Annotated in this window: 26 protein-coding genes and 1 pseudogene; 19 read left to right on the forward strand and 8 right to left on the reverse strand. The window is 61.3% G+C overall.

The features are described 5' to 3' along the window. Positions 1-15: 15 nt before the first annotated feature. From JQ631_RS01790 to JQ631_RS01805, 4 genes are read left to right on the forward strand one after another with little or no spacing between them, the layout of a single operon-like run. On the forward strand, positions 16-846 hold the full coding sequence (locus JQ631_RS01790; RefSeq protein ID WP_212323453.1) for a branched-chain amino acid ABC transporter permease: 831 nt from the start codon (positions 16-18) through the stop codon (positions 844-846). Further along, the gene (locus tag JQ631_RS01795; RefSeq protein ID WP_212323455.1) at positions 843-1,844 is read left to right on the forward strand and encodes a branched-chain amino acid ABC transporter permease; all 1,002 of its coding nucleotides are present in this window, start codon (positions 843-845) and stop codon (positions 1,842-1,844) included. Before JQ631_RS01790 ends, JQ631_RS01795 begins: the two co-directional genes overlap by 4 nt. After that, positions 1,841-2,563 (forward strand): ABC transporter ATP-binding protein, encoded by a 723-nt coding sequence (locus tag JQ631_RS01800; protein ID WP_212323456.1) that lies wholly within the window; start codon positions 1,841-1,843, stop codon positions 2,561-2,563. The genes JQ631_RS01795 and JQ631_RS01800 overlap by 4 nt, the downstream gene beginning before the upstream one ends. Continuing rightward, positions 2,563-3,267 carry an ABC transporter ATP-binding protein gene (locus JQ631_RS01805; protein WP_212323457.1) on the forward strand — a complete coding sequence of 235 codons (705 nt, stop codon included), beginning with the start codon at positions 2,563-2,565 and terminating at the stop codon, positions 3,265-3,267. Before JQ631_RS01800 ends, JQ631_RS01805 begins: the two co-directional genes overlap by 1 nt. Here the strand turns inward: JQ631_RS01805 and JQ631_RS01810 are convergent. Then, positions 3,252-3,503, reverse strand: coding sequence for a methyltransferase domain-containing protein (locus JQ631_RS01810; protein ID WP_249160087.1), 252 nt, complete (start codon positions 3,501-3,503; stop codon positions 3,252-3,254). The two genes, JQ631_RS01805 and JQ631_RS01810, sit on opposite strands and share 16 nt — an antisense overlap. Positions 3,504-3,684: 181 nt before the next feature. Between JQ631_RS01810 and JQ631_RS01815 the strand changes: the two are divergent. Next, positions 3,685-4,308: pseudogene (locus JQ631_RS01815) on the forward strand (autotransporter outer membrane beta-barrel domain-containing protein); the annotation flags it as partial. Between the two features lie 125 nt (positions 4,309-4,433). Here the strand turns inward: JQ631_RS01815 and JQ631_RS01820 are convergent. From JQ631_RS01820 to JQ631_RS01840, 5 genes are read right to left on the reverse strand one after another with little or no spacing between them, the layout of a single operon-like run. Beyond that, entirely contained in the window at positions 4,434-5,222 is a 789-nt protein-coding gene (locus tag JQ631_RS01820) for a GntR family transcriptional regulator (RefSeq protein ID WP_212323458.1), read from the reverse strand. A 40-nt stretch (positions 5,223-5,262) separates the two neighbouring features. After that, positions 5,263-6,411: a mandelate racemase/muconate lactonizing enzyme family protein gene (locus tag JQ631_RS01825; RefSeq protein WP_212323459.1), complete on the reverse strand. Its 1,149-nt coding sequence runs from the start codon at positions 6,409-6,411 to the stop codon at positions 5,263-5,265. Positions 6,412-6,414: 3 nt separating this feature from the next. Then, positions 6,415-7,248: a carbohydrate ABC transporter permease gene (locus tag JQ631_RS01830; RefSeq protein WP_212323463.1), complete on the reverse strand. Its 834-nt coding sequence runs from the start codon at positions 7,246-7,248 to the stop codon at positions 6,415-6,417. A gap of 2 nt (positions 7,249-7,250) precedes the next feature. Then, complete coding sequence (locus JQ631_RS01835; RefSeq protein WP_212323465.1) at positions 7,251-8,147, reverse strand: carbohydrate ABC transporter permease; 897 nt, start codon at positions 8,145-8,147, stop codon at positions 7,251-7,253. Positions 8,148-8,182: 35 nt separating this feature from the next. Beyond that, entirely contained in the window at positions 8,183-9,457 is a 1,275-nt protein-coding gene (locus JQ631_RS01840; protein ID WP_212323467.1) for an ABC transporter substrate-binding protein, read from the reverse strand. A gap of 128 nt (positions 9,458-9,585) precedes the next feature. Here JQ631_RS01840 and JQ631_RS01845 point away from each other — a divergent pair, with 128 nt between their 5' ends. The 4 genes from JQ631_RS01845 to JQ631_RS32600 all read left to right on the forward strand — a co-directional run bounded on the left by JQ631_RS01845 (position 9,586) and on the right by JQ631_RS32600 (position 13,275). Next, entirely contained in the window at positions 9,586-10,590 is a 1,005-nt protein-coding gene (locus JQ631_RS01845) for an amidohydrolase family protein (protein ID WP_212323471.1), read from the forward strand. A gap of 320 nt (positions 10,591-10,910) precedes the next feature. After that, positions 10,911-11,762, forward strand: coding sequence for an SDR family NAD(P)-dependent oxidoreductase (locus JQ631_RS01850; RefSeq protein WP_212323473.1), 852 nt, complete (start codon positions 10,911-10,913; stop codon positions 11,760-11,762). Between the two features lie 44 nt (positions 11,763-11,806). Beyond that, on the forward strand, positions 11,807-12,973 hold the full coding sequence (locus JQ631_RS01855; protein ID WP_212323475.1) for a UxaA family hydrolase: 1,167 nt from the start codon (positions 11,807-11,809) through the stop codon (positions 12,971-12,973). Beyond that, complete coding sequence (locus tag JQ631_RS32600; RefSeq protein WP_433995492.1) at positions 12,943-13,275, forward strand: UxaA family hydrolase; 333 nt, start codon at positions 12,943-12,945, stop codon at positions 13,273-13,275. Before JQ631_RS01855 ends, JQ631_RS32600 begins: the two co-directional genes overlap by 31 nt. A gap of 220 nt (positions 13,276-13,495) precedes the next feature. Here the strand turns inward: JQ631_RS32600 and JQ631_RS01865 are convergent, their stop codons facing one another. Further along, the gene (locus JQ631_RS01865; protein WP_249160091.1) at positions 13,496-14,503 is read right to left on the reverse strand and encodes a LacI family DNA-binding transcriptional regulator; all 1,008 of its coding nucleotides are present in this window, start codon (positions 14,501-14,503) and stop codon (positions 13,496-13,498) included. 20 nt (positions 14,504-14,523) lie between these two features. Between JQ631_RS01865 and JQ631_RS01870 the strand changes: the two genes are divergently transcribed. The 6 genes from JQ631_RS01870 to JQ631_RS01895 all read left to right on the forward strand — a co-directional run bounded on the left by JQ631_RS01870 (position 14,524) and on the right by JQ631_RS01895 (position 20,848). Further along, positions 14,524-15,408, forward strand: a complete 885-nt coding sequence (locus JQ631_RS01870) for a glucosamine-6-phosphate deaminase (protein ID WP_349644951.1) — start codon at positions 14,524-14,526, stop codon at positions 15,406-15,408. Then, on the forward strand, positions 15,401-16,561 hold the full coding sequence (locus tag JQ631_RS01875) for an N-acetylglucosamine-6-phosphate deacetylase (RefSeq protein WP_212323484.1): 1,161 nt from the start codon (positions 15,401-15,403) through the stop codon (positions 16,559-16,561). Before JQ631_RS01870 ends, JQ631_RS01875 begins: the two co-directional genes overlap by 8 nt. A gap of 108 nt (positions 16,562-16,669) precedes the next feature. Beyond that, the gene (locus tag JQ631_RS01880) at positions 16,670-18,001 is read left to right on the forward strand and encodes an ABC transporter substrate-binding protein (protein WP_212323485.1); all 1,332 of its coding nucleotides are present in this window, start codon (positions 16,670-16,672) and stop codon (positions 17,999-18,001) included. 50 nt (positions 18,002-18,051) lie between these two features. Continuing rightward, the gene (locus tag JQ631_RS01885) at positions 18,052-18,942 is read left to right on the forward strand and encodes a carbohydrate ABC transporter permease (protein ID WP_212323486.1); all 891 of its coding nucleotides are present in this window, start codon (positions 18,052-18,054) and stop codon (positions 18,940-18,942) included. Further along, positions 18,939-19,817, forward strand: coding sequence for a carbohydrate ABC transporter permease (locus JQ631_RS01890; protein ID WP_433995493.1), 879 nt, complete (start codon positions 18,939-18,941; stop codon positions 19,815-19,817). Before JQ631_RS01885 ends, JQ631_RS01890 begins: the two co-directional genes overlap by 4 nt. A 2-nt stretch (positions 19,818-19,819) precedes the next feature. After that, positions 19,820-20,848 carry a Gfo/Idh/MocA family protein gene (locus tag JQ631_RS01895; RefSeq protein WP_212323487.1) on the forward strand — a complete coding sequence of 343 codons (1,029 nt, stop codon included), beginning with the start codon at positions 19,820-19,822 and terminating at the stop codon, positions 20,846-20,848. A 547-nt stretch (positions 20,849-21,395) separates the two neighbouring features. Here the strand turns inward: JQ631_RS01895 and JQ631_RS01900 are convergent. Continuing rightward, complete coding sequence (locus JQ631_RS01900) at positions 21,396-21,818, reverse strand: hypothetical protein (protein WP_212323488.1); 423 nt, start codon at positions 21,816-21,818, stop codon at positions 21,396-21,398. Positions 21,819-22,058: 240 nt separating this feature from the next. Here JQ631_RS01900 and JQ631_RS01905 point away from each other — a divergent pair, with 240 nt between their 5' ends. From JQ631_RS01905 to JQ631_RS01920, 4 genes are all read left to right on the forward strand, one after another. Further along, positions 22,059-23,060: an IclR family transcriptional regulator gene (locus JQ631_RS01905; protein ID WP_212323490.1), complete on the forward strand. Its 1,002-nt coding sequence runs from the start codon at positions 22,059-22,061 to the stop codon at positions 23,058-23,060. Positions 23,061-23,426: 366 nt separating this feature from the next. Next, on the forward strand, positions 23,427-24,407 hold the full coding sequence (locus JQ631_RS01910; protein WP_212323493.1) for an SMP-30/gluconolactonase/LRE family protein: 981 nt from the start codon (positions 23,427-23,429) through the stop codon (positions 24,405-24,407). Between the two features lie 10 nt (positions 24,408-24,417). Beyond that, positions 24,418-25,095 (forward strand): SDR family oxidoreductase, encoded by a 678-nt coding sequence (locus JQ631_RS01915; protein ID WP_249160396.1) that lies wholly within the window; start codon positions 24,418-24,420, stop codon positions 25,093-25,095. Further along, a complete protein-coding gene (locus tag JQ631_RS01920; RefSeq protein WP_212323497.1) occupies positions 25,089-26,276 on the forward strand; it encodes an amidohydrolase/deacetylase family metallohydrolase in 1,188 nt (395 codons plus the stop codon). The genes JQ631_RS01915 and JQ631_RS01920 overlap by 7 nt, the downstream gene beginning before the upstream one ends. Positions 26,277-26,335: the final 59 nt, after the last annotated feature.

A 26,335-nucleotide genomic window follows, 5' to 3' on the forward strand; every position in this document is an offset into this window, starting at 1 on the left:
GTCATCGTTCAAGGCGTGCTCACCGGCCTCGTTTATGGATTAATGGCTTTGGGCCTATCGGTGATCTTCGGCGTGATGCGCGTCGTCAACTTTGCGCATGGCGAGTTCACTGTCATCGGGATGTATGCGGCCTTTATCCTGTTCGAGGTGCTGCATCTGGATCCACTCTACGCATTGCTGCCGATCGGAGCGGTCTTCTTTGCGGTCGGCTACCTGCTACAGCGGACGCTGATCAATCCTTTTGTCGGACGAGCCGAGCACGAGCAGTTCATCCTTTTGGTGGGGCTCGCCACCGTGATCGTCAACGGGCTTCTCATGATCTTCGGTCCCGATGCGCGACCGATCAACCTCCCCTACAGCTTCGATAGCTATGCGATCGGTCCGCTATTCCTCGACAAGGTCAGGGTGCTTGCTGCGCTTGCTGCCGTGGCGGTCGCGACCGCTTTGTTACTGTTCTTCCGCTACACTCGCACCGGCACCGCGATCCGTGCCTGCGCTGATAACCTCACAGGCGCGGGGGTGGTCGGCCTCAACGTCAAGCAACTTTATGCCGTCACGTTCGGGCTGGGCCTGGCTTGCGTCGGCGCGGCCGGCACGCTGATGGCGACAATCGCTGACGCTTCGCCCAGCCTCGCACAGGCCTATACTTTGCTCGCCTTCACGATCGTGATCATCGGCGGCTTGGGATCGATGGTCGGCGCGCTGATTGGCGGCATTCTGATCGGCGTCTCGGAAGCGCTTGCCGGGTTCTATATCCAGCCCTCGATGAAAAGCATGTTCTCTTTCGCGCTGCTGATCATCGTTCTGGTGCTGCGCCCGCAGGGATTATTGGGACGCCGCCTGTGAACGAAATCTGGCGGCAGACCTCAACGCGCGGCAAGACGCTCAGTCTGTTGCTGCTCGCGGCATTCCTGCTGGTACCTGTCGTGGCCGACCGCTATCTGCTGTCCGTCCTGATCCTCGTGTTCTATTTTGCCTATCTCGGCCAGGCCTGGAATCTGCTGATGGGCTTTGCCGGACAGTTGTCGCTCGGTCATGCACTTTATCTCGGGCTTGGAGCCTATACGGCGACAGCGCTGTGGACGCTATTCGGCATCGGCCCGTGGATCGGTGTCTTCATCGCCATTCCGGTCGCTGCCGCCGCCGGAATGTTCATCGGCTGGCTGGGCTGGCGTTTTTCAATCGAAGGCGTCTATTTCGCCCTGCTCACGATTGCATTCGCCGAATTCACGCGCATCGGCTTCGATCACCTGCAAATCACGGGCGCCGCCGGCGGGCTGTTCCTGCCCATCACGGGCGAGGCCGCTGGCAAATGGTGGAACCTCGGGGGCGGACCGCTACTCTATTATTACCTTGCACTAGCGCTGGCCGTGGCTGCCACCATTCTCGTCGCACGTCTGCGGCAATCTCCGCTTGGCTATCGCTGGCTGGCGGTGCGAGAGGATCCGCAAGCAGCGCTGGCGGCCGGCATCAATGTCTTTCGCGCCCGCATGATGGCGATGCTTATCTCCTCCGGCATGACCGGGGTCGGCGGCGTATTCTACGGGTTCTACTATCGCAACCTGTTTCCGTCGCAAGTGTTCGATATCAGCCGCTCGATCGAACTCATCCTGGCGCCGATCATCGGCGGGCTGGGCACGGTATTCGGCCCGATTGTAGGCGCGATCGTCCTGACGCCGCTCGGCGAAGCTCTCACCGACCTGGTGCAGCGACTCGGTCTCAATGCACCGGGCACCAAGGCGATCTTCTACGGCATTACCTTGATGATCATCATTTCGCTCAAGCCCAACGGGCTATGGCCGTGGCTGGCGCGTCATCTCAAGCTCGACAGAGACGCCGGATGACCGCGCTCCTCTCCGTCGCCGGCGTCAGCAAGAACTTTCGCGGTGTTGCCGCGATCTCCGGCGTCAGCTTTGACGTCCAGCCCGGCGAGATCTTTGCCGTGATCGGCCCGAACGGGGCCGGCAAGACAACATTGTTCAACATGATCGCCGGTGCCACGGCGCCGAACGAGGGAACGATCAGTTTCGCCGGCGAGCGGATCGAAGGAATGCGCGCGGACAAGATTGCGCAACGCGGCATCGGCCGAACCTTTCAGGTCGTGAAGCCGTTTCCCGCACTTACCGTCGAGGACAACGTCGTGATCGGAGCGCTGCTGCACACCTCGACGCTGTCCGGGGCCCGCGGCATCGCGCGCGATATCCTGTCGCAACTCGACCTGATCTCGAAACGCACGCAGATCGCCTCGAGCCTCACTTTGCCCGACCGCAAGCGGCTCGAAGTGGCACGCGCGTTGGCGACACGACCAAAATTGCTGTTGCTCGACGAAGTCATGGCCGGCCTGCGGCCGACCGAGACCGATCGCATGGTCGCGATCCTGCACGATCTTAACCGCACCGGGCTGACGATCCTGCTGATCGAGCATGTCATGCGAGCGGTGACGGCCCTGGCCTCAAAGATCATGGTGCTGCACCACGGCACGACGATCGCGGAAGGGACGGCCGAGCACGTGCTGCGCCAACCCGCAGTCATCGAGTCCTATCTCGGCGCGGAGTCGCTGTGATGCTCGAGGTCCGGAACGTCAACGTATTCCACGGCGATGCGCAGGCACTTGAAGATATCTCGCTGAGCGTCGAAGCCGGCACGATCGTGGCGATTGTCGGAGCGAACGGCGCCGGCAAGACCTCGCTGATCCGCACCATCGGGGGAATGCATCGGCCGGCTTCCGGCCGGATCCTGTTCGAAGGAGCCGACATAGCCGGTCTGCCGAGCCACCTCGTTTGCGACCTCGGCGTAGGACAGGTCGCGGAAGGCCGGCAGATATTTCCGGCACTTTCGGTTGCCGAAAATCTGGACATGGGCGCCATGCTGCCGCGGGCGCGCCGGAAACGAGTTCAGAACCGCGAGCGGGTTCAGGCGATGTTTCCGAAGCTGAGGGAACGGCTTTGGCAGGCCGCCGGAACACTGTCAGGCGGCGAGCAGCAGATGCTTGCGATCGCCCGCTGCCTGATGGGCGAGCCGAAGCTCATCATGTTTGATGAGCCTTCGTTGGGGCTTGCGCCGACCATTGTGCATGACGTGCTGCAGACGATACGGGACTTGAATGCCGCAGGAACAACATGCGTATTGGTCGAGCAGAACGTCGCGGTCTCGCTCAAAATCGCTCACAAGGCGTACGTCCTCGAAAACGGCCGTGTCACCATCACCGGCACTGGTGAGGCTCTACTTTCCGATGAACGTGTCCGACGGGCCTATCTCGGCGTCTGACGAGCAGCAGTAATTAATATCGGCCGATTCCACTGGTGGGCCGAGAAGGTCGACATCGCCGCATCGAAGGACGCGTCCTCGAACGGAAAGTTTTCGGCGACGGCGTCGATGGCTGCTGGCAGATGCACGGGCCGCTGGCTGCGCATCGATTGCGAAGGCTCGACGGCGGTGACCTGCCTGCCGGTCGGTTCATACGAGCCCGCGCCGGCGCCGACATTGAGCTTCGCGTCTCCCAATGCCAATTCGATCAGCGTCGCGATCCGCGGAGCGGGCCGGGCGGTGCCCGCATAGGAACGGTACCAAGTGCGTCACTGTTGATAGCTTGGAGAACCTTCATCGATGCGCCGCACCAGAACCAGGCTCAAAGACCAGGCCTCCGGCCAAGGTCATCGGCGCGATCGGCGGCTTGGCGCTAAGGAGGCCGGCGCTTTCATCCGCCACAACATGGGCGCCGCCTATCTCTCCGGCGCATTGGCCTATAGCTGGCAGGACATCACCACCAACCGTACGCTGACGGTCGCAGGCATTGACCAGTTGCGCGCGCAGTTCAACGCCAACGCTTGGTCGGGCCGCGTCGAAGGCGGCTATCGCTTCGTTTCACAGGGCTTTGGCTGGGCGCCCTATGCGGCAGGTCAGTTCACGACCTTCGACCTGCCGAACTACGCCGAACAGGCCATCGTCGGCGCCAATACCTTTGCGTTGGCCTACCGCGCCAAGAGCGTGACCGATACTCGCAGCGAACTCGGCGTCCGCTCCGACAAGTCCTTTGCGGCCGCGGACGGCATCTTCACGCTGCGAGGCCGTCTCGCCTGGGCGCACGACTACAACCCCGACCGGGCGATCGGCGCCACCTTCCAGACGCTGCCCGGCGCATCGTTCATAGTGAACGGCGCAAAGCAGGCCGCCGACTCCGCGTTGGTGACGGCCTCGGCCGAGAAGAAATGGCTCAACGGCTGGTCGGCCGCCGCCACATTCGAGGGCGAATTTTCCAACGTCACCACCAGCTACGCGGGCAAGGGTGTGGTGCGCTACGCTTGGTAACCTTAGGTGCGGAGCCTGATTAGTGACAACAACTCCTGGGCAGCCACTAGATGGATTTTCAAAAGAAAGATCGTCAGTGCGCGATGAAAACGCCTCAGAGCGCTCGTTGACCTGCTGTTCTCGATCTAGCTTTTCAGATCGACGGAGAAATCGAGACGGACAAGGTCGCCACGGAAGAAGAGGTGACCAAAATAGATAATCGTGCCGGCCCTATTGCGGATGATGCGACGCAGCTCGGCTATCGGTGCTGCTTCATGGATGCCAAGGTTTCGTGCAAGTTCGAGGTCCGCCTCGCCAATCGTCAGTGTCTGCTGAATCTGCCCGAGATCGGCGTGGCGCGCAGCTAGGCGCTCCAGAATCGGCCGCTTTTCGTTCGTTTTGTTTTTTAGGCCGGCGTAGATCGCGCTGTCGATCAGGATCTCGGTCATGGCAACCGGAAGGGGAAAATGCGAATGATGATGCAAGTGGACGACGCGGTGATAGCCGTCGCTTTGCCTTCCTTCTGCGGGCGATACCGGCAGCGGCCGCTCCCACGGGCCGCTTTCGAGCTGGGTCACCACGATGGACTTGGAATGTGTTTCAAGCTCGGCCAGGTTGAGGGCCAGGGTAAACCAGCTACGATCCAGCGGTTGCGCCGTGACCGAGCTGCCACGCCTGTCCCGATGGCGGGCGATCAATCCCTCATCTGCCAGCAGGTCGAGCGCATGCCTGACGGTGACGCGCCCCACCTTGAATTCCTCTACCAGAGCATCTAGCGCAGGCAGGCGATCACCCGGCTGCCACTCGCCGATCGAGATGCGTCGGCGCAGGACCGACGCGACCCGCCGATAGGTCGAGATGCCGAGGCGCTGCGGACGCTCTCCCGACTTTCTGGACGGGACCTGTCTCATCGACGATTTGGTGGTCCGCTTCAAATATTTCTCCCGCCTGCTGCGATGTGATTCCGACGGCTTCCTATCGGACTTCGAACCTTTCGAAAACCTCATGGCGGATGATGTCTCCGAGCCCGGGCTGGTCTTCAAACCGCAACTTACCATCATCGATCGACGGAGCCTGATGAAGCAGCATCTCGAATAAGGGGTTGGGCAAGGAATCCATCTCCACCCAGGACATGCCGTCGATCGCGGCGCTAAGATGCGAGCTGGCATAGAGGCCGACAGGACCGCCATACATGTGGAGGCAGGCGCGCCGGCCGTCTGCAAGGATTTCGCGGCAGATTTCGCGACCCTCGCTGATGCCGCCGGTTTTCGTGATGTCGGGTTGGGCGACTTCGGGCCTGACGATATCGAGGATCCGCCGAAACCCGGCACGGCGGTATACATTCTCGCCAAGCGCCACCGGTGGCCTGACCGTCTCGTCGCGCCACGCGATATAGGCTCTCTCGTCGTCGACCAGGAACGGCTCTTCCAGCCAATCCAAAGAGAGCGCGTCGAGTGCGTCGGCAAGCGGGCGCAACGTCTCCAGCCGGAAGGACTGCGTCGCATCGGCCATCATAGGACGCGTGCCCGCGACCGAGCGGGCTTCGCGAAGCCGGTCGATGAGTAGCGGGTCGTCGCCGGAAACGCGAAACTTGAAGCGGGTGTGGCCCTTCGACGCCATTTCCTCAATCGCGGCGGGACGCTGGATGGGAAGGTTCGTCGCATAGACATCCGCGTGCCGTGGCGACGGTCCGCCACGAACGAAATCGGCTAGTGGTCGGCCGGCGCGGCGGGCCGCCGCATCCCACAATGCAATGTCTGCGCCACAGAGCGCCTGCTGGAAGGGGCCGGGCGCACCGAGCTGGTTGGCGAGCGCTCGCATCGCCTGTGTCAGCGTGCCGTAGAGGCGCGTGGGATCGTCGAGCGTTTGACCGACCAGAGCAGGTCGGACGACGTTGGTCAGGATGTCGACACGCTCCCGGCAGCCCCAGGGCGGAAAATTCCCCCAGGCTTCGCCGATCCCCCAGCAGCCGTCGCTGGTCTCAACGCGCACCAGGATGTTGTGGCGTGTCGTCACCGTGCCGAATGGCGCAACGATCGGTGTTTCCAGTGGAGCGGCCACTAGGGCGACGCGTAACCTGTCAATTGTGCATCCGCTCAACGGCGTCTCCAGCGAACGGGCCATGGCTCATTTGACGGCTCCCGCGATCCGTCCGGGCGATATCCATCCCTGGATCGGCAGGAAAAGAAGAAAGACCGGCAGCGTCGTGACGACAGAAGCCGCCATGACCGCGCCCCAGTCGACATAGTCGTCGCCGAAGAACTGGTAGAGGCCCAGCGGCAGGGTTTTGAGGTCGGTCTGCGTCAGGAAGGCGAGCGCAAACAGATATTCCGTCCAGCACAGCAGGAAGGCATAGGTGGCGGTCGCCACGAAGCCCGGCAGCATGACCGGGCAGATGATCAGCCAGATAACCTGCCACCGCGAGGCACCATCAATGATGGCGGCTTCGTCGAGGCTCTTCGGTACAGTCACCAGATAGCCAACGAGCATGTAGACCGAGAACGGGATCGTGAAGGCGGTATAGGTGAGAATCATGCCGAAATAGCTGTTGATGAGATGCATGGTGGCGAATGCCACGAACAGGGGATTGATCAGAACGATCCAGGGAAAGACCTGGCCGAACAAGATGCCCATGAAGAGCGCGCGCTTGAAGCGAAATGTGAAGCGCGAGAATACATAGGCCGCCATTATCGACAGCACCGTGGAAACTACGGTCGCGGCCACGCAGATGACGACGCTGTTGATGATGAAGCGTCCGAAACCGGCCTGGAAAATGCGGACGTAGTTGCGGATCGTGAAAGTCTCCGCCGCCGACAGCAGGCCGCCAGCGGGCCGGAATGAACCGAAGAAAACGTATATTGCTGGGTAAACCAGGACGAACAGCGTGACGATCGCCAGCACCAGGACGACGACGAGTTGCCAAGCACCGGGCTCGCGCCAGTGGCGAGAGGAAGCCGGCACCGTCACAGTGTCTCCTCCAATTGCTGCCGTGCCACGAGCCGCAGATAGAGGATTCCAAAGGCCCCCATAATGATTGCCATCATCATGCCGATCGCGGAGCTGTAACCGAGTCGGAAATCCACGAACCCTTTGAGATAAACTTCAGTCGCAAGCACGTTTGTGAATGTGCCCGGCCCGGCGCCGGTCGCGAGCCAAACATAGACGAAGTTGTTGAACGACCAGAACACCGACATCAGTCCGAGTACCAGAATAGCGGGCATCAGGAACGGCAGCGTCACGAAACGAAACACTTGCCAGTTGGTGGCGCCGTCGAGCTCCGCCGCCTCGTAGTATTCCTCCGGCACCGTTTGCAGACTGGACAACAGCGAAAGCGCGATAAGCGGTACGGTGTTCCACAACATGATGGCCACTATCGAGGGCCAGACCGCGCGCATGTCGGCGAGGAAGGCGATCGGCTGACTGATGATGTTCAGCCGCATCAAGGTTTCGTTGACGACGCCGTTGCGCTCAAGCAGGAAGCGCCAGATCACCACTGCGACGATTGGGGGCGTTGCCCAGGGGATGAGCAGGGCGAAGCGCGCGACCGAGGCCAACCTGAGCTTCTTCATGGCCCTGGTGTTCAGCAACACGGCGATGCCAAGGCCCATCAGTAGCCTAAGTAGGACAGATGTTGCCGTCAGCCAGACGAAGGTATTGAACAGGATGTGGCCAAAATCACCGCGATGGAATAGCTCGCGGTAGTTCGCCAGACCCACCCAATTCCCGCCCTTTTTCATGCCGAGCAGCGAGAGGTCGGTGAAACTGATGCGTAGGTTGTCGAAGATCGGATAGCCATAAAACAGAACCAAGAGGACCATTGCGGGCAGTAGCATCGTGACGATGAAAAGCCTTTCGCGCATGGCTGTCCCTGGATCCGAGTTCTCACCAGCCGGCCTTACGGCATCTGCTTTCCGATTTCCGCCAGCAGTTCCTTGGCGGCATTTTCCGTCGATTGCTGTCCCGATAGAGCCTTTCCGAAGGCGCGCTGTGTAACGTTCCACAGGGTGCCAATCGGAACCGGGCCGCTGGCGTAGGCACCCCACGTGCGAGCATAGGGGAATTGGTCCGCAAAGCCCTTGAGCGGCGCGCCGAAATCGATCTGCTTCAGCAGCGAGGTCTGCGCCGGAAACTGAGTACGGTAGTAGTCGGCGAAGACCGACTGGGAGGCCATGAACTTGACGAACTTCCAGGCCGCGTCGGGATGCTTGCTGTTGGCGTTGATGACAAGCATACGCCCGCCGATCATAGAGCTTTTGGTGTTGTTCTGGTGCGGGAAGGGCCCGGAGGCGAAGGGGGCGGGCTTTCCGGGATTCGCGTCCTCGTACGCCTTTAAGGCCTCCTTAAAGGTATTCGGCGGCATCGCGCCCATCGCCTGGTTACCGGTTATTAGCGCCTGCATGATCGCAGGGTCGTGCGCATCACTGGCGGCAAGATTCGGCCGCGGGTTGTCGCCTTCGTCCATGAACTTCTTGTAGTAGTTCATGCTTTCTGTGACGTCCTCCAGCGTGAGCCCGATCGCGTAGGAGCCATCCGGCTTCTGGACGATCAATTCTTTGCCATGTGACCACCAGTAGAAATTGGCAAGAAACCACATAGCCCCCGAAGCCGAGCTGCCGGCCGGGAAGCCAAAGCCGGTCTTGCCGGTCTTCTTGTAGACCGCTTCGCTATCCTTGCGGATGTCTTCCCATGTCGTGGGCAGGCTTTCTATGCCGGCCTCCTTGAGCAGGTCGGTCCGGTAAACCATGGCCCAGGTATCGGTCGTCCACGGCAGGCCGTAGATATGACCGTCCTTGCCCTTGGCCAGGTCCTGCGCGGCGAAATCGGCAAAGCCGTTTGGCGGCGGATCCTTCCGGATGAGGTCATCGAGCGCCAGCGTCGCGCCGGCATCACCCATTTCGGTAACCCAGACCTGCGCGACATGCGCCACGTCGGGTCCTTGTCCAACAGCGGCCTCGCGCAGGAACTGGTTGCGGGCGTCCTTCCAGCCGATCCGCTGAAGGTCGACCTTGATGTTCGGATTCTGTTTCTCGAACGCGTCGATTGCTCCCCGCACCTCTTGTTCGGTGTCGTTGAAGCGGAACGTGATCGTCACCGGATCTGCATCGGCGAAGCGGATTGTCCCGATCATGGCAGCGCTTGTGATGAGAGCAGCGGCAAGCAGTTTGAGCATGGCTTTCCTCCTATCTGCCTCAAAACGGCCAGCGCGGATCTGAAGCTGCCTCCAGTCCGCATTCTTATGAACAGAACCATATATAATCCTGTTAATTTCGTCAAATCAAGGCGCATCGGCGGCCCGTATTGACGCTGTTGAAAAACAGAACTATCAATGGGTCTGTTCTAGGCAGATTGAAAGACGGCTCGGTGCGACAAAGGATCGACGCTCATCATCATCTGTGGCAACTCGGTCGCTTTCCCTATGCATGGCTTGCGCCGGGCTCGCCACCACGCCCGTTCGGTGACCACACGGCGCTCAAGAAGGACTACCTCGTCGCCGACTATGCTCGCGACATGGCCGGCATCGGCGTTGTCGCGTCCGTCTTCGTCGAGGCAAGCGCGGGAGGGCCCGGAGCATCGGAGCTCGACTGGGTCGATGCCGTGGCCGGCGACCGCAGCCTGCCTGCCGTCTCGGTAGGCCATGCCGACTTGCGCCGCCCGGATATCGGCGCAGTTCTTTCGGTCTTCCAGCGCTCCGCACGCATGCGCGGAATACGCATGTCGCTGGCTTGGGACGGGCGGCCGTGGTGGCGCTTCGTGGAATCTCCGGACATCATGCTTGCCCCGGAATTCCTGCATGGCCTGTCGGAATTGACGCGTCGAGAGCTGGCCTTCGACACGCTCGTCGTGCCCGGGCAGCTCTCGCAATTGGCCAATGTCGCACGCGCCAATCCGGACTTGCAAATCGTCATCAATCACCTCGGTACGCCGCTGCGCGAGACGGTCGAGGACATCGCCCAGTGGACGGAGGGGATGCGCGACTGCGCAAGGTGCGCGAACATGTCGATCAAGCTTTCGGGTCTCTGGGTTCTCGATCGTGGTTGGGCGCCCGAGCACATCGCCGCTCCCGTCCGGATGGTCATCGACCTGTTCGGGCCGCACCGGTGCATGTGGGCCACCAATTATCCGGTCGAGAAATTGATGTGCCCAGTGGTCGACCAGATCCGCAACCTGGACACGGTGCTGGACGACTTGTCGGAAGACGAGAAAGATACGATCTTCCGGCGCACAGCCGCCCGCGTCTATCGAATTCCGCTTCCGGATAGGACGATTGCCGTCGACGGTTCGCGGCGAACCGTTGCGGGTTAGAACACGTGGGGAATGGCGAGCATTTCGATTGAAATCTGTAAGGCGCGGTTGAAATATCAGCGGGGGGCGATCGACATTGCCGTTGGCGAATTCGTCGACCTCGTTGATCCTTCCGGATGCGGCAAGTCGACCTCCCTTGGGGATGGTGACGGGGCCGGGAGTCATCAGCAATGGCGACATTCGCAACCGTGCCAAGCCCGACGACCGCATGAACCGTTTCATAGAAGACGACCAGATTCTCCTCTTTGATGGCGCGACGGGAGGACATTTCGCGCCATGACGAGTATCTCCCGGCGAGTAGACAGACAGCGGAGGGCGCCATGGAAACTGCGCAACACGAACTGGAGAACAACCGCCGCGTGGGGGCGCGCTTTTCGATGGCGGGCCGCAAGGCGCTCGTCACGGGGGGGAGCGTCAGCATCGGCCGCGAGATCGCGCTTGCTTTCGCAGAGGCCGGCGCGGATGTCGCCATCCAGTACGCGCGCCAAGCCGACATCGGGTTCGGTCGCGGCGACGCGGCCGAGGAGATGTTGGCAGCGATAGCCGGCTGTGGCCGCGCGGGCATCGCAATCGACGCGGATTTCGCGAGACCGGGCGAGCCGACCCGATGCGTGGAGGAAGCGCGGCACAAGCTTGGCGATATCGACGTTCTGGTCGTGGGCGCGTCGATCCAATACCGGACGCCATTCGAGGAGGTGACAGCGGCTCAACTCGAGCGCCAGCTTCAAGTGAACTTCAAGGCGACGATCGAATTGCTCCAGGCCGTCCTGCCGCAGATGCGCCGCAACCGTTTCGGCCGCATCCTTACCATCGGCAGCGTCAACCAGATTGCGCCGGAGTCCGTGCTCTCGGTCTATGCGGCACTCAAGAGTGCGCAACACAATCTCTCATTCAACCTGGCGCGCGAATACGCACCTTACGGTATCACCATCAACAACCTGTCCCCGGGCCTCATCGCCACAGAGCGCAACAAGTGGCGCCGCGAGGATGCAGCCGCTTGGAAAGCGATCGAAGCGGATTGCAGTCCGATGCAGCGCGCCGGGATGCCCGCGGAAATGTCCGGCGCGGCGCTTCTGTTCTGTTCGGACGCAGGGAGCTACATTACCGGCGCCGACCTGCAGGCGACCGGCGGCCGCCACCTCGCCTGGAGCGCTCCTGCTACGGGCAGGTGATCTGAACATGGGCAAGGACATACGCGAGCGGAGAGGTGGGGCTGATGGCAGAAAAGGTATTTCTCGGATTTCCGCGCCAGTCGGACCGTGCGGGAGTACGCAATCATCTCCTCGTTCTCTGCATCAATGGCCTCGTCGCGGCGACGGCGATCCAGATTGGCTCGTCGCTTTCGCATTGCAAGGTTGTCGCTACGCCATACGGGCGTGGCCAGTATGGGCCTGACAAGGAATGTCACTTCCGACAATTGGTCGGCGTCGGAGCCAGTCCAAACAATGGTGCGGTTCTGGTCATCGGAGCCGACCGCAAGTCGGCGGACGATGTCGCTGCCGCGATTGCCGTAGTCTCGCACTCTCCGATCGAGGTGCTGACACTGGACGACACGCATCAGGACGCGCTGGAATTGACTGCACGGGCGATTCGAAAGGGTGCCACGATGATCCGCGAGCTTTCGCGGGCTCGTCGCGAACCGGTGAGCGTCTCGCAGCTCTATCTGGGCCTGGAATGCGGCCAGTCCGATGCCAGTTCTGGCCTCGCCGCCAACCCTCTGGCGGGCGCGGTGGCAGACCGGTTGGTCGATGCGGGCGCGACGGCCGTGGTCGGCGAAACTCTCGAATGGCTCGGCGCCGAACATGCCTTGCTCCATCGCTGCGTCAGCGTCGAGGTCGGCCGGAAGGTCGTTCAGGTCGTCGCCGCCCGGGAAGGCGCGGTGACCGCCGCTGGCGTCGATCTCATCGGCAACAACCCCGGACAGGAGAACATAGCCGGCGGCCTGTCGACCATCGAAGAGAAGTCGCTAGGGGCCGTCGCCAAGACAGGCACCCGTCCGATCGTCGATATGCTGGATTTTGGCCAACGCCCGGGCCCGGCAGGCCTCTATCTGATGGATGGTCCAAGCTTCTCGCCGGAATCGATGACCGGCTTCGTCGCCTCGGGAACGCAGTTGATCCTGTTCACGACGGGGCCTGGAAACAGCTACTGCAGCCTGCTTGCCCCAACGATCAAGATCGGCGCGAATCCGGCTTCATGCGCGTACTTGACGGAGCAGCTCGACTTCAATGGCAGCAACGTGCTTCAGGGGCTACAATCGCTGGACGAAGCGGCCGATGCCTTGTTCGCCGCGGTTATCGATTTTGCCTCCGGAACGCTCACCTTGGGTGAAGCCACCGGTCAAGGCTCGGAATGTTTCACGCGTATCGGAGCATCACTTTGAGCAGTCTCCAAACTAAGATCGGCTGGGACGCTGTGCAGATTGCGCCCGACGATGATGTTGCCGTGGCCCTCCGCGATCTATCAGGTATCGTTCGCGTCCGTTGCAGCGATCGGATCGAAAAGATCGCCCTTCTTGAACTTATACCCTTTGGCCACAAATTTGCATTTTCCGATCTTGCGGCCGGCCAGGAAGTCCGGAAATACGGCGCGCCAATCGGCAGGCTGACGCGCAGCGTGTTGGCTGGCCAGCATGTCCATGTCCACAACCTAAAAAGCCAGCGCGCGAAGATCCGAGGCGGATGAGATCGGTAGCCGATGAAGCTTTCGTGCAAACCGGAGTCGGTTTGCAGACTGATAAGGACACTAACAAAACGGAATCAGTTGGCTGACTGATAAGGCAAGCCGCTAATTCGAGATGCCCAGCCGGATCCGCCCGTAGGTAAACCGAATAGCGGCAGTCTTTTCTTCGGGTTTGCTTGCGCAATTTGATAAAACGCGTTGGCCTGAATGATGCGCTCAGTCCTTAGCGTGGGTTTGCGGCGCTGCCAGTGGTTTTGCGGATTACGAGCTTGGTGCCGAGAACGTAGCGTATATCCCTAACAGCGCGCGTTTTCAGGGTGTCCATTAGCAGCGAAATGGCGACCCGGCCTGCTTCCGCGCAGGCATTCGAGACACTGGACAGCGGCGGGTAGGTCATCGCGCCGAGCACGTCGTCGCAGCCAACGATGCTGAAATCTGCCGGCACTGCGACGCCGCGTGCGGCGAGGCCCGCGAGCGTGCCCTGCGCCATCAGATCATCGAAGGCGACGGCCGCGGTGGCGCGGTAGTCGAGGATCGCGGGTGCTGCTGCGTAGCCGGTTTCGAACGAGGCCATCTGCGCCGGCACGATCAGGACCTGCAGCTTGTGGAGCTTGGCTCTGCGCTGCACGGCGGCCCGTCGCTGCGCGTTCGACCACGAATTCTTGGGACCGCTGACATAGGCGATGCGCTCGTGGCCGAGCGAGGCCAGATGATCGACGGCCTCGGCGACTCCCGTGCCGCTGTCCATCAGCACGCGTGGGATACCCGCAATGTCGCGATTGATCAGCACCAGCGGCCGCCGTGCGGCGCGGATGCGTTCGTCGGACAACCGCGTCGATGCGAGGATGAATCCCTCCACCTGCGTCGAGAAGCGGCTCACCAGCTTTTCTTCCTGTTCCGGATTTTCGTCGGAATTGCCCAGGAACACGCAGAAGTCGAGCTTCTCCGCCTCGACTTGCGCGGCGCGGATCAGCGGCGGGAAAAACGGGTTGGCCACATCAGGCACGATCAGCGCGACGTTGCCGTAGCGACCGGTCGAAAGCGCTCGCGCCGTATGGTTCGGCACGTAACCGATCTTCTTGGCGATCGCCATCACGCGACGCACGGTGTCCGCGCCCAGCATATCGGGGCGGGTGAAGGCGCGCGATACGGTGGCGCGTGAGACGCCGGCGGCCTCCGCCACCTGGCTGATCGTCGGCGCTCCCGGGCGGCTCGTGCGGTCGTCCATCATCGTCCTGTTCGGCGGCCTGCTTGACGCGCAACCGGTTGCATAGAATAGTACGACTTGCACGCTGCAGGCAATCCCGGCGGCGCACGGCAAATCCACGTTCACTCTTGAAGACATTCGCAATGGAATCGACTGCCGCTTCAATTGAGCAAGTGCGTCACCGCACGGTCGAACGCCTGGGTGTGAATTCCTTCGCGACCCGCCGGGAGATGGGCAAGCGGGCGGCGCACGACATTGCTGTGGCGATCCGGGCAGGGCTCGCCGTCGCCGCGGGTGTGCGGATGATTTTCGCGGCGGCGCCGAGCCAGGCCGAGATGATCGAAGCGCTGATCGTCGAGCCGGATATCGACTGGCGCCGTATCACGGCGTTCCATATGGACGAGTATATCGGCCTGCCCTCAGGCGCGCCGCAACGGTTCGCAGTCTGGCTTCGCGAACGCCTGTTCGATCGCGTGCCGTTCGGCGCGGTCCATCCGATCCGCCCCGAGGGCGATCCGCAGGCCGACGCGGCGCGCTATGCCGCGTTGTTGGATGCGGCGCCGATCGACATCGTATGCCTCGGCATCGGCGTCAACGGCCACATCGCCTTCAACGACCCGCCGGTTGCCGATTTCGCCGATCCGCAAGACGTCAAGATCGTCGAGCTCGACGACGTCTGTCGTCAGCAACAGGTGGATGACGACTGCTTTCCGAATCTTGCGGCCGTGCCCGAACAGGCGCTGACGCTGACCATACCGCGGCTGCTGCGGGCCGAACGCCTGTTTTGCGTCGTGCCGGGAGCGCACAAGCGCTTGGCCGTCGCCGGCGCGCTGCACGGACCGGTCACGACCGATTGCCCGGCCAGCATTCTGCGCCGGCACCCCGACTGCGCGCTCTATCTCGACGCGGAGTCCGATCCCGATGCCTGAGCCGACAACCACGCGCGTCGTCGGCCGCGATGTCGGCAACGGGCAGGGCGTTGCCGTCACGATTGCCGACGGCCGCATCGCGGCGATCGAGCCGACCGCTCCTGAGCCTGCGGCTCCTTATGTCGCCGCGGGCCTGATTGACCTGCAAGTCAACGGTTATGGCGGCCTAGACTTCAATGACGGGATGCTGACGGCGGAACGCGTGTCCGCGCTGACGTTGATGATGACCGGCCTCGGCGTCACCACCTATTTGCCAACGCTGATCACCGCGTCGCGCGCCTCGCTGGTCTCTGCACTATCAGCCATCGCCGCGGCGCGGCGCCAGGATTCGCTTTGCGCCCGGATGATTCCCTTCGTCCATGTCGAAGGTCCCTATCTCGCCCCAGAAGATGGCCCGCGTGGCGCGCATCCGCGCGAACATGTCCGCGCGCCTGATCTCGACGAGGTCGCCGAATGGCAGCGCGTCAGTGGCGGTCTGGTCGGCAAGATCACGCTATCGCCGCATCACGATCAGGTCTCGAGCTTCATCCGCGCGGCGGTCGGCCAGGGCATTCTGGTCGCGATCGGCCATACTTCGGCAACATCAGACCAGATTCATGAAGCCGCCTTGGCCGGGGCGCGGCTGTCCACCCATCTCGGCAATGGTGCTTCGGCGATGTTGCCGCGGCACCCGAACTTCATCTGGGCGCAATTGGCCAACGAGCGGCTCGACGCCGGTTTCATCGCCGACGGTTTCCATCTCCCGGCGGATACGTTCAAGGCCATGCTGCGCGCCAAGGGACTGGACCGCGCCTATCTCGTCTCGGATACCGCAGCGGTCGCCGGCATGCCGCCGGGGATCTATGACCAGCCGATCGGCGGCCGCGTCGAGCTCGCAAGCGACGGGCGTCTCAGCGTGGCCGGAACGCCATATCTGGCGGGCGCAAGCCGGCCTCTGTGCCAGGATGTGGCGCTGGCCGTCCGCATGGCCGACCTGACGCTTGCAGATGGAATGCGGCTTGCGACCATCAATCCCGGCAGCTTTGCCGGTGGCCGTGGGCGGCTTGCCGTCGGCGAAGTGGCCGACCTGATCCTGTTCGACTGGGAGCAGGGTGCCGCTTCGCTGGCGATCCGGGAGACCTATGTGGCGGGGCAAAGGTTCGTTGCCCAATGATGACGCTCGCCTGCTGCGATCGGCAGCATCGGCGTCGCTTGACGCGCAACCGGTTGCATAGCAGATTATTGAACAAGCGCAGTCGCAATCGCACGGAGGGGGATCACGATGTCTGAAGCTAGTCTCGAGCAACCCGTCATCAGGCATCGCCGCGCCGATCGTCGCTCCGGCCTTGTCGCCGCGTCGATCATCGGCGCCGCACTGCTTGCCGGTATCTCCACGGCACAGGCACAGAAGCTGACGGTGTGGAGCGGCTATCCCGAGATGGAGCCGTTCTACCGCCACGTCGCCGATGGCATGAAGGCCAAATTTCCAAAACTCGACGTCTCGATCGAGGCGATCCCGCTGCGCGAACACGAAAAGCGCGTCGCGCTCGCGCTCGCCTCGGGCGGCAACAACAGTGCCCTGGTGATCGAATTGAATGCCGCCAGCGCCGCGCGCTACGCCAACAACGATTTGCTGCCGAAGGCGCCGGCCAATGTCGCGGCTTTCGTCTCTGACACGGCGAACTTCAGCGACTTCTTCCGTGACCGCGCCAGCGTTGGTGGCACTGTTTACGGCGTGCCGCTGTTCCGCGGCCAGGTGTCGTTGTTCTACAACCTCGACATGTTCAAGGCTGCGGGCCTCTCCAAGCCGCCCGCGACCATGGATGAGTACAATACCTATGCCGAGAAGCTGACGCAGCGCGACGCCTCGGGCAAAGCCACCGTATCCGGCTGGAGCCTGCGCCTCTCGGGCGGCGGCCAGGGCGTCGCCGAAAAATTCTGGATCAACCTGTTCCAGTTCGGCGGCAGTATCCTCACGCAAACGGCCGACGGCAAATGGAAGTCGACGCTTGCCAATGAAGCCGGACGGAAGGCGCTGAAGCAATATCTCATCAACATCCACAAGACGAAAACCGTGACGCCAGAGATGCCGGCCGACGCCGAAGCTTTTGAGCGTGGCCAGACCGCGATGTTCATCCGCGAGTCCTGGGTGATCGGCGACATCGCCAAGAAGGCGCCCACCCTCGCCTACGCCACCGCGCCGCTGCCGCGCGGCTCGATGAGCGTGCCGGTCAATCTTTATGTCAGCGCCAAGGGCGCTGAAGCCGACGCCGCCTGGGCCTTCGCGCTTGCCGCCGACGAGCCGGAAAATCAACTCTGGATGCTTAAGAACGTGGGCTGGCTGCCGAACCGTGCTGGCCTCGACACGACGGCGATCACCTCATCGGTGCCGGCCTTCAGCGCCTTCGTCAGCAACCCGAAGGGCTATGAGCTGTTCGCTGTGCCGGCGATCGACGTCAGCGACGAAGTCTTGACCAGGGTCGCCGCCAAACTGGTCGCAGCCTTCGCCGACGCCAAGCTCGCCGATGACGACAAGGCGATCGACGCGCTGCTGCTGGCCTCCGAGACCGAAATCAACGAGATCCTGAAGCGCGAAGGCATGCTCGGCAAGTGATGCGTCAAAAGTGATGCGCCCGAGCGTGCGACGTCGCGTGTGAGAGCCAGATGCTGGAGCGAAAAAAATGGATCTTTGCGATCCTCGCGCTCCTGCCGATCCTGGCCATCTACGCCGTGGTCAGGCTGTATCCGATCGCTGAGACGCTCCGTCTCAGCCTCTACCGATGGAATATCCTGTCGAAGAACAAGCCGTTTATTGGTCTCGACAATTTCGCCGAGCTGATCGGCGATCCCCTGTTTCGCGAGGCCTTGCTCAACACCACCATCATCGCCTTCGGGGTGTTGATCGTCACGATCCCGACCGCATTGTTTCTCGCCGCGTTGATCTACCATCGGACGCGGTCGCGCTTCGCCGGCTTCTATGAAACCGCGGTGTTCCTGCCTCACGTGGTGTCGCTGGTGCCGGCCGCATTGGCCTGGAAGTGGATTTTTGATGCGAGGCTCGGTCCGCTCAACGCTTTGCTCGGCTGGTTTGGCGTCGAGCCGAAAGCGTGGCTGTTCGACCCTGCGTTGTCGGTGGTCTGCATCATCGTGCTCTGCGCATGGCAGGCGCTCGGCTATGCGGTGCTGATCTATCTGGTCGGCTTCAAGAATCTGCCGCAGTCGCTGTACGAGGCCGCGCGCCTCGATGGCGCCTCACCGGTGCAATCCTTCTGGTATCTGTCGATCCCGCTGCTCAAGCCGATCACGCTGTATGTTTCGGTCGTCACCCTGGTGTCCGGCTTCAACGTCTATGCGCAGGCCTTCATCCTCGCCTCGGACGTGCAGGGAGCGCCAGGCCGCCAGGTGCGCGTGCTGGTGCTCGACATGCTCGAAAACAGTTTTCGCAATTACCGCGTCGGCTACGCGGCTTCTGAAGCCGTGGTGTTGCTGGTGATGGTGCTGATCCTGACGCTGATCCAGTTCACCCTGTTGCGCGAGAAGGGCGGCCGGACATGACCATGGCCTCGCATGTGCCAGACAATGTCGTCGGCGACGATAGTCGCCGCCTGAAGGCACGGCTGGCCAATCTCGCCATCGATGCCTTCCTGATCGCCTTTGGTCTGACGATGCTGCTGCCGCTGGTGTTCCTGGTCGCCAACGCCTTCAAGACGCCGCAGGAAATCCTGGTCTGGCCGCCGACCATTGTTCCGCACGACCCGACCCTGGACAATTTCAAGTCCGTTCTGGCCGAGACGCCGCTCCTGATCTGGATATGGAACAGTCTGTTGTTCGCGTGCCTCTCGACCGCGTCGATCATGACGACGTCGGCGATCTCCGGCTACATCTTGGGCAAGTTTTCGTCCAAAATTCTCACCGCAGTTTTTGCCACCATCCTGGCGACCGCGATCGTTCCGTTCGAGGTTTACATGATCCCGCTGTACTTTCAGGTGAAGGCGCTCGGCGCGTTGAATTCTGTCTGGGGACTGCTGGTCGGCTATCTCGTGATGAGCTTTGGCATCTTCTTGATTCGGCAGAACGTCATTCACTCGATCCCCGACGAACTGCTCGAAGCTGCGCGCATCGATGGTGCTGGCGAATTCTGGGTGTTCTTCTATATCGTGCTGCCGCTATTGCGGGCGCCGCTTGCGGCGCTTGGCGTTCTCGCGTTTTTTCAGGCTTGGACCGCCTTTACCTGGCCGCTGATTGTCAGCTCGAGCAAGACGTCCTACCCCATCGAGGTGGGGCTTGCGCTGTTTCAGACCGGCTTTACCGTGGATGTCGGTCGCCTTAGTGCTGCGTCAGCCGTCGTATTGATCCCCAGTGTCACGCTGTTCGTGTTCTTGCGCCGCCACTTCGTGCAGGGCGTCGCAAGCACGGGCCTGAAGGAATGAGCATGAACGCCCCGTTGATCACAAAGTCGAAGCAGCGCGTCGCGTTGATCGGTCTCGGCATGGCTGTCACCCCGCACGCCCGAGCGCTCCGGGATCTGTCCGCTAGGGTCGATGTCGTCTACGCCTACAGTCCGACGCCGGCGCGACGCGAGGCTTTCGGTCGTGACTTCGATTTTCCGCAGACCGACCGACTCGAAACCATTTTGGAGGATCGCTCGGTCGAAGCGGTCTTGGTCCTGACGCCGCCCAACACCCATCTTGATATCGTCCGCCGTTGCGCCGCCGCAAGCAAGCACGTCCTGTTGGAAAAGCCCGTCGAGATAAGCACGGCGCGCGCCCAAGCCCTGGTCGCTGTGACCCGCGCTGCCGGAGTTCGGCTCGGCGTCGTCTTGCAGAACCGCTACCGTCCAGCTTGCCTTACGTTGAAGGCGGTTGTGGACCAAGGCCGGCTCGGGCGCCTCGTCGGTGTCTCCGCCGTCACCAATAACTGGCGGCCGCAATCCTATTATGACCAGCCCGGCCGCGGCACGCTTGCCCGCGACGGCGGTGGCGTGCTGCTGACTCAGGCCATTCACACACTCGATTTGATGCTGTCCTTTGCTGGCGTCCCGCAACAGGTCACCGGCTTTGTCGCGACCAGCCCGATCCACCGTATGGAAACCGAAGACATCGCGGTCGCCGCGATCCGCTACGCCGACGGCGCCATCGGCGCGGTCAGCGCCACGACGTGCGCCTTTCCCGGTTTGCCGGAACGCATCGAACTAATCGGCGCGGCCGGCGTCGCCGTTCTTGATGGCACCAAGCTGAAGATCGCGTTCCACTCCGGCGAGGTGCTTGAAGCCGGAGATGCCACCGCCGGCGGCGGTAACGGCGCCGATCCTATGGCCTTCCCTCACGCCTACCATCGGGCGCTGATCTCTGATTTTCTCGACGCCATCCGTGACGGCCGCGATCCGGTAATCTCAGGCGAAGAGGCACTCAAAGTGCATCGCTTCATCGATGCGCTGATGGCCTCCAACAGCAACAGTTGAAATGATCACTGTGGCATCGGCTCGCTCGAACTGCCAGTGGACCAGCAACTCAGTGACCTGAGCATTGTTGAGGGGGGAACTCTCAACTTTCTTCCTCTTGTCGCGGTCGACATCGCCCTAAGGTGTTCTCCAGAGTCGGTCCGGATTCTGCGATGGCCCCTGCCATTGAAACAATGGGCGGGAGCCTATTGGGAGGCCTTCCATGCGTTCAAAATTCCCGGCGCCTATGATGACTGATAAGGTTTGGTCGCAAACCTTATCAGTGGCCTCCTGAGAGGAGGCTAGGCTTTCGCGGCTTGCTCCGGTGAGGGAGCAGGCGAGCGCGATGCCGCGATGGATACAATATGCCCTCGCATTCCAGAAACGATCCATTCTGCTGGCGAAACTGGAATTTGACGTACCGTTCGTGGCCAATTGACAGCTGCTGGCCCATTGCTGATCGTTGCTCGAAGCACCCGCGTAACGGCGGCCAAGTCTTCGTTCGCAACGTAGATGCAAAGATACGCCCGGGCAGTCACAGTTCGTGAAGTCTCCGACCGGCGCCGCCTCACTTGTCCTTTTCGCTGGTTACCACCGCGCGCAAGGACGCAGGCTTACTTCCTTTCGGAAGGGGCGCGTCAACGACCAGGCTGTCAAGCTCCATGTTGGGCGCGGCCTTGATCACTACGTCCTCCGGCACGCTGTCGCTGGGGCCGTACCAAGGCGATTTCTCGATAGCGCCGCCCTCGAGCGCTTGCGCCATCAACTGCCCGATTTCCGGTCCCGTTAGCGGGACCAGGCTTCCGCTTTCGTTCTTGTAGAGCTGGGGACAAAAATAGAGTGCGTGTATCCTTGGATCGTATCCATCTATGACAAGGAAATACTGCGGCTTGCCGAATAGTCTGCGCTTCTTTACGAGCTTTCGCTCCTGCGTAGTCAATGCGACCCGGAGCTTGTCGCGTTGCTGGCCGACAATGGTCGCCGCTTCCAAGAGCACAAGCCAATCTCTCGTTTCAGCGTTGTCCGCGTGAACGGGAACTAGAGTGCCGCGCTGTCCACCAAAGATGCCCATACAGCCAGACTACCAAGGCGCCACGTGACGTCAACTGGGCGAGCGGACACGGGCCGAAACGGCTTTCAGCAAGCCCACTGCTTGCATTTTCCAGGAAAAAGCTGCGCTCCGGCGCCTTCCTTGGTCGATAGCCCTCGGTACGAAGGACCAGCGCGGTGCGTGGAGGGCACGCTCATCGTCGAAAGAGAGACGTCGCCGGCAGCGCATCGCGAAGCAGATTCGCGCAATGTCGTTGTTTCACCTGTTGAAATCGCGTTTCATTTATTGTACGACGAACGTTCAATCGAGGAAACGTGGACGCAAATGCCTAAGCGGGTCTTGACCAGCGCTCAATCTGAGAAAGAAGAGAATGATAGCCCGGTCGGCTCGGTTCGCGTGCTTGATCGCGCCATGCGTATTCTGAAGCACTTGGCGCAGCAGCCTGGTGGATTGAACCTGACGAAGCTGAGCTCGGAAATTGATCTCCACAAAGCGACCGTTCTCAGGTTCTTGCGCACGATGGAGCAGGGCGGGTTTGTCGCTTCCGGAAGCGACGGAAAAAGCTGGCGTCTTGGCCCGGCCTTTCTCGACATCAACATGCGCATGTTGGTTCGCCACGACATACGCGAGATCGCTCGGCCCGAGATGGAGGCCTTATCCGCCCGGACCGGTCAGACAGTTCAGCTTGCTCTCATGTCAGAGGGCGCTGTTGTCTACATCGGCAAGGTCGAGCCCGCTGAACTTCCGTTGAAAATTAATACCCAGATTGGCACGCGTCGGCCCATTCATTGCACGAGCCTCGGCAAGGTAATGGCTGCATTTGGTGACCAGACAGAGATGGAGCGAGCTGTAAGAGCGTCCGGAATGCAGCGCTTCACGTCGCAAACCATCACGTCGTTGCCGCAGTTGCGCGAAGAATTTTCCGGCATTCGAGCCCGAGGCTACGCAATTGATGACCGGGAGTACAACGATCTTGTTGCTTGCGTGGCGGCACCCATTCGTGACGCCAGTGGCGACGTGATCGCGGCGTTGAGCGTCTCGACCTTCGGGATGTCAGTCGGCAGCGCGTCCTTTCGCAGGCTCATTCCGAGCTCCGTTGATGCAGCCAAGCGAATTTCCGCAATGGTGGGTTGGAAGGAAAGTGCTGCATCGAGAGGTCGAGAGACCACGCACAAAGCGTAAAGGACAGGCAAGTCGGCGCTTTGTTTCATCAGATGAAACCAGATTTTAATTGATGAAATCCGGGGCAGATGATAGCCAGTTTGAAGGTGCGCCAGCCTGGTCAAGGGACGTATGTGCGGATCTCGGGCAACTCGTTGTGCCTGCGACCGCGGTTGCGGCTCCGGACAGGCGGCAATGAATTTCAGGCTCGCGCTGTTTCGAGCCGGGGCTGCAGGATTCGCTCATGTCGGTTGAAGGGCGTTTTTGTAACCATCGAATAGTTTTGGTTGAGGTTTCGAGCTTCGCGAGCCTTGGTCGTGGCGCCGTACGCGGGAAAGTCGCGGCTTCGTTGTCGAGCAGGAAAGCGCTGCGTGCCGGACATGGGCCATGTGGAGCAACGCGCCTGAATCATCAGTGGATGCCGACGCCGGCGTCGGCAATGCGGGCGACACGAACAGTCCTCGTGGCCGCAGCATGACGAAGCTGTCGGTTGTGGTGGAGAATGCTGATCTCCTCGGCGAGGCGCCCTGCTGGCGCGCACTGGACCAGCGCCTCTATTGGGTCGACGCGTTTGCGCCGGCTATTCGACGCCTTGATCCTGGCTCCGGAGTCGTAACGAGTGTCAGCCTCCCGGTCGAGATTGGATCTTTCGTCTTCGCGGAGGACGGAGGGGTTGTTGCGGGCTTGCGCACCGGCTTTCACCGGATTGCTTTGGAAACCGGCGCTATCGAGCTGATTGCCAATCCGCTTCCTCCAGATCCGCGGCTTATGCTCAATGACGGGAAGTGCGACCAGCGCGGTCGATATTGGTGTGCGAGTGTGCATTCCGACTTCATCGGTCGGCAGGCAGAGTTATTTCGCCTGGATCCCGATCTTTCCGTGCACAGGATCGACGGGGGATTCATCATCGGTAACGGCATCGCGTTCTCGCCGGATGGTCAGCGAATGTATTTTGCGGATAGCCGAGATGAAATCGTCTGGGTCTACGATTTCGACGTTGACACTGGCTCCGTTTCGAACCGCAGGGTTTTTTTCTCCACGGCCGGGATCGAAGGGCGCGTCGATGGCGCTACTTGCGATACAGAAGGAAATTACTGGTGCGCGCTTGTCCATGGCGGAGCCATCGCGTGCATCTCGCCGAGCGGGCGCATGGTCGAACGCATTGCCGTTCCGGCCCGCCACCCCACGATGGTCGCGTTCGGGGGCCCAGAGCTCAAAGATCTCTACGTCACCAGCGCGACGGCACTCCTGAGACCGGAAGAAAGAGACAACTTTCCGGACGCCGGTAAGCTACTCCGCATTGAAGGACTGGGCGCTCGCGGTCTGCCGGAGCCGCTCTTCGGCGCACGCTCGTCAAACATGGGATGAGACCTTGGCGATGAGATCAGCAGTACTTGTAACCGGATGCGATAGCGGTATTGGCAAGGAATTTGCGCTGCAATATGCAGCTGAGGGTCGATCGGTTGTCGCGACCTTTCGCGACCTCGCCAACTCGGAAGGGTTCCCTGAAGGTATTCGCTGTTACCTTCTCGACGTTACCGAACCGTCTCACTTCGTGGCTCTCAAGGAGGAGATCGGCGATTTGCCGATCGATGTCCTGCTGTCCAATGCTGGCGTCGGTCTCGATATTCGCAAGCTGGGGGACCTGGACTTTTCTTATGTTCATAGGATGTTCGAGGTGAATACCGCCGGGCCGCTACGACTGGTCGAGACGTTCGTCGAGAACGTCGCCGCCAGCCGGCAGCGCCGGATCGTATCAATCACCAGCCGCATGGGATCAATCTCGCTCAACCTTTCCGGCGGTCACTACGGTTATCGCGCCAGCAAGGCTGGCCTCAACGCGATCATGCGCAGCTTGGCAATCGACCTCTTTCCGCGAGGAATTACGGTCGCCTCAATCCATCCGGGTTGGGTGGATACCGCGGGGGGCGGTGCGGATGGAGGGGCGATAGCGGTGGGCGATAGCGTCGCGGCGATGCGTCGAACCATTGCGGGGCTCGGCAATCACGAGACCGGACAGATTTTCGACTACAGGGGCACACCGATCCCATGCTGACGCAATCCGGCCACTACGATCTTCTTCTCCTCGGGGGGCACGTCGTAGATCCGCGGAACGGCATTGATGGCCGACGCGATATTGCAATCCAGGGAGGGCGAATCGTTGCCGTCGGCGAGAACCTGCAGCGTAGTCACGCGACGGAGGTGCTGGATGTCAGCAAGCTCATTGTCGCGCCCGGGTTGATCGATATCCACACGCACATCTATCACAAGGCAACGTTCTATGGCGTTGATCCGGATCTGATCGCGGCGCGATCGGTAGTTGCCACGATGGTCGACGCCGGCAGCGCCGGCGCCGGTAATTTCGCCGGCTTGCGTGACTTCATCTTCGCTCGCTCGCCGTTCCGATTGCTTGCTTATCTCAATATCTCGTATCCGGGCATTTTTGCATTTGATCGTGATTTCGTAGTGGGAGAGGCTGCTATCCGCGAGCTCCTGTCGATCGATCGCTGTGTCGAGGTCGCAGCCGAAAACCGCGACGTCATCGTTGGCGTGAAGGTCAGGTTGGGGAGCAACACATCTGGCTCAGTCGGGCTTGAGGCACTCGATCGCGCCGTAAGCGCGGCTGAAAGACTTTCCCTGCCTGTGATGTCGCATATCGGACGTCCCCCTCCCAGCTATGCCGAGCTTCTGGCAAGATTGCGCCGGGGCGATATTCTTACCCATTGCTATCGACCTCAGCCGAATGCTCCGGTTGACGATCAGGGCCGGATTCTCGACGCTCTCCTGGAGGCACGAGAGCGGGGGGTGCTATTCGACATCGGCCACGGCATGGGTGCATTCGGGTTCAGAAGCGCCGAGCAGGCGCTCGCTGCAGGATTTGCTCCCGACATCATTTCCAGCGACGTGCATTCAATGTCGGTCAATGGGCCCGCGTATGATCTGCTGCATGCAATGAGCAAGCTCCTTTCATGTGGGCTCGCGGCCAAGGACGTCGTGAGCATGGCAACCGATGCTCCCGCTCGTGCGCTGGGCCGCGCGGATCTCGGGCATCTTTCCGTGGGCGCCTTGGCCGACATCAGCCTTATCGAGCCAATGGAAGCCAGCTATCCGTTTGTCGATGTGACTGGCGCAGAGCGAAAAGGAAAAGTGCTGCTGCGCCCGCATGGATTGCTTTTATCCGGCCGGTTCATGCCGGCCCCGGCGCGTCAGTGGGAGGCGGAATACTATCGGCAATAGTTTCATTAGATGAAACAAAATCTCATCTAATGAAATAGCTGTTGTGCGTCTTGGGATTT

The sequence above is a fragment of the Bradyrhizobium manausense genome (assembly GCF_018131105.1).
Classification (GTDB): Bacteria; Pseudomonadota; Alphaproteobacteria; order Rhizobiales; family Xanthobacteraceae; genus Bradyrhizobium; species Bradyrhizobium manausense_B.

Coding starts and splice junctions, on each gene's coding strand:
- JQ631_RS01890 (WP_433995493.1), top strand. CDS start 18,939: ATGACCATGGCCTCGCATGTGCCAGACAATGTCGTCGGCGACGATAGT.
- JQ631_RS01875 (WP_212323484.1), top strand. CDS start 15,401: ATGCCTGAGCCGACAACCACGCGCGTCGTCGGCCGCGATGTCGGCAAC.
- JQ631_RS01885 (WP_212323486.1), top strand. CDS start 18,052: ATGCTGGAGCGAAAAAAATGGATCTTTGCGATCCTCGCGCTCCTGCCG.
- JQ631_RS01920 (WP_212323497.1), top strand. CDS start 25,089: ATGCTGACGCAATCCGGCCACTACGATCTTCTTCTCCTCGGGGGGCAC.
- JQ631_RS01915 (WP_249160396.1), top strand. CDS start 24,418: ATGAGATCAGCAGTACTTGTAACCGGATGCGATAGCGGTATTGGCAAG.
- JQ631_RS01865 (WP_249160091.1), bottom strand. CDS start 14,503: ATGATGGACGACCGCACGAGCCGCCCGGGAGCGCCGACGATCAGCCAG.
- JQ631_RS01825 (WP_212323459.1), bottom strand. CDS start 6,411: ATGGCCCGTTCGCTGGAGACGCCGTTGAGCGGATGCACAATTGACAGG.
- JQ631_RS01910 (WP_212323493.1), top strand. CDS start 23,427: ATGTGGAGCAACGCGCCTGAATCATCAGTGGATGCCGACGCCGGCGTC.
- JQ631_RS01840 (WP_212323467.1), bottom strand. CDS start 9,457: ATGCTCAAACTGCTTGCCGCTGCTCTCATCACAAGCGCTGCCATGATC.
- JQ631_RS01800 (WP_212323456.1), top strand. CDS start 1,841: ATGACCGCGCTCCTCTCCGTCGCCGGCGTCAGCAAGAACTTTCGCGGT.
- JQ631_RS01805 (WP_212323457.1), top strand. CDS start 2,563: ATGCTCGAGGTCCGGAACGTCAACGTATTCCACGGCGATGCGCAGGCA.
- JQ631_RS01895 (WP_212323487.1), top strand. CDS start 19,820: ATGAACGCCCCGTTGATCACAAAGTCGAAGCAGCGCGTCGCGTTGATC.
- JQ631_RS32600 (WP_433995492.1), top strand. CDS start 12,943: ATGTTTCACGCGTATCGGAGCATCACTTTGAGCAGTCTCCAAACTAAG.
- JQ631_RS01850 (WP_212323473.1), top strand. CDS start 10,911: ATGGAAACTGCGCAACACGAACTGGAGAACAACCGCCGCGTGGGGGCG.
- JQ631_RS01835 (WP_212323465.1), bottom strand. CDS start 8,147: ATGCGCGAAAGGCTTTTCATCGTCACGATGCTACTGCCCGCAATGGTC.
- JQ631_RS01880 (WP_212323485.1), top strand. CDS start 16,670: ATGTCTGAAGCTAGTCTCGAGCAACCCGTCATCAGGCATCGCCGCGCC.
- JQ631_RS01855 (WP_212323475.1), top strand. CDS start 11,807: ATGGCAGAAAAGGTATTTCTCGGATTTCCGCGCCAGTCGGACCGTGCG.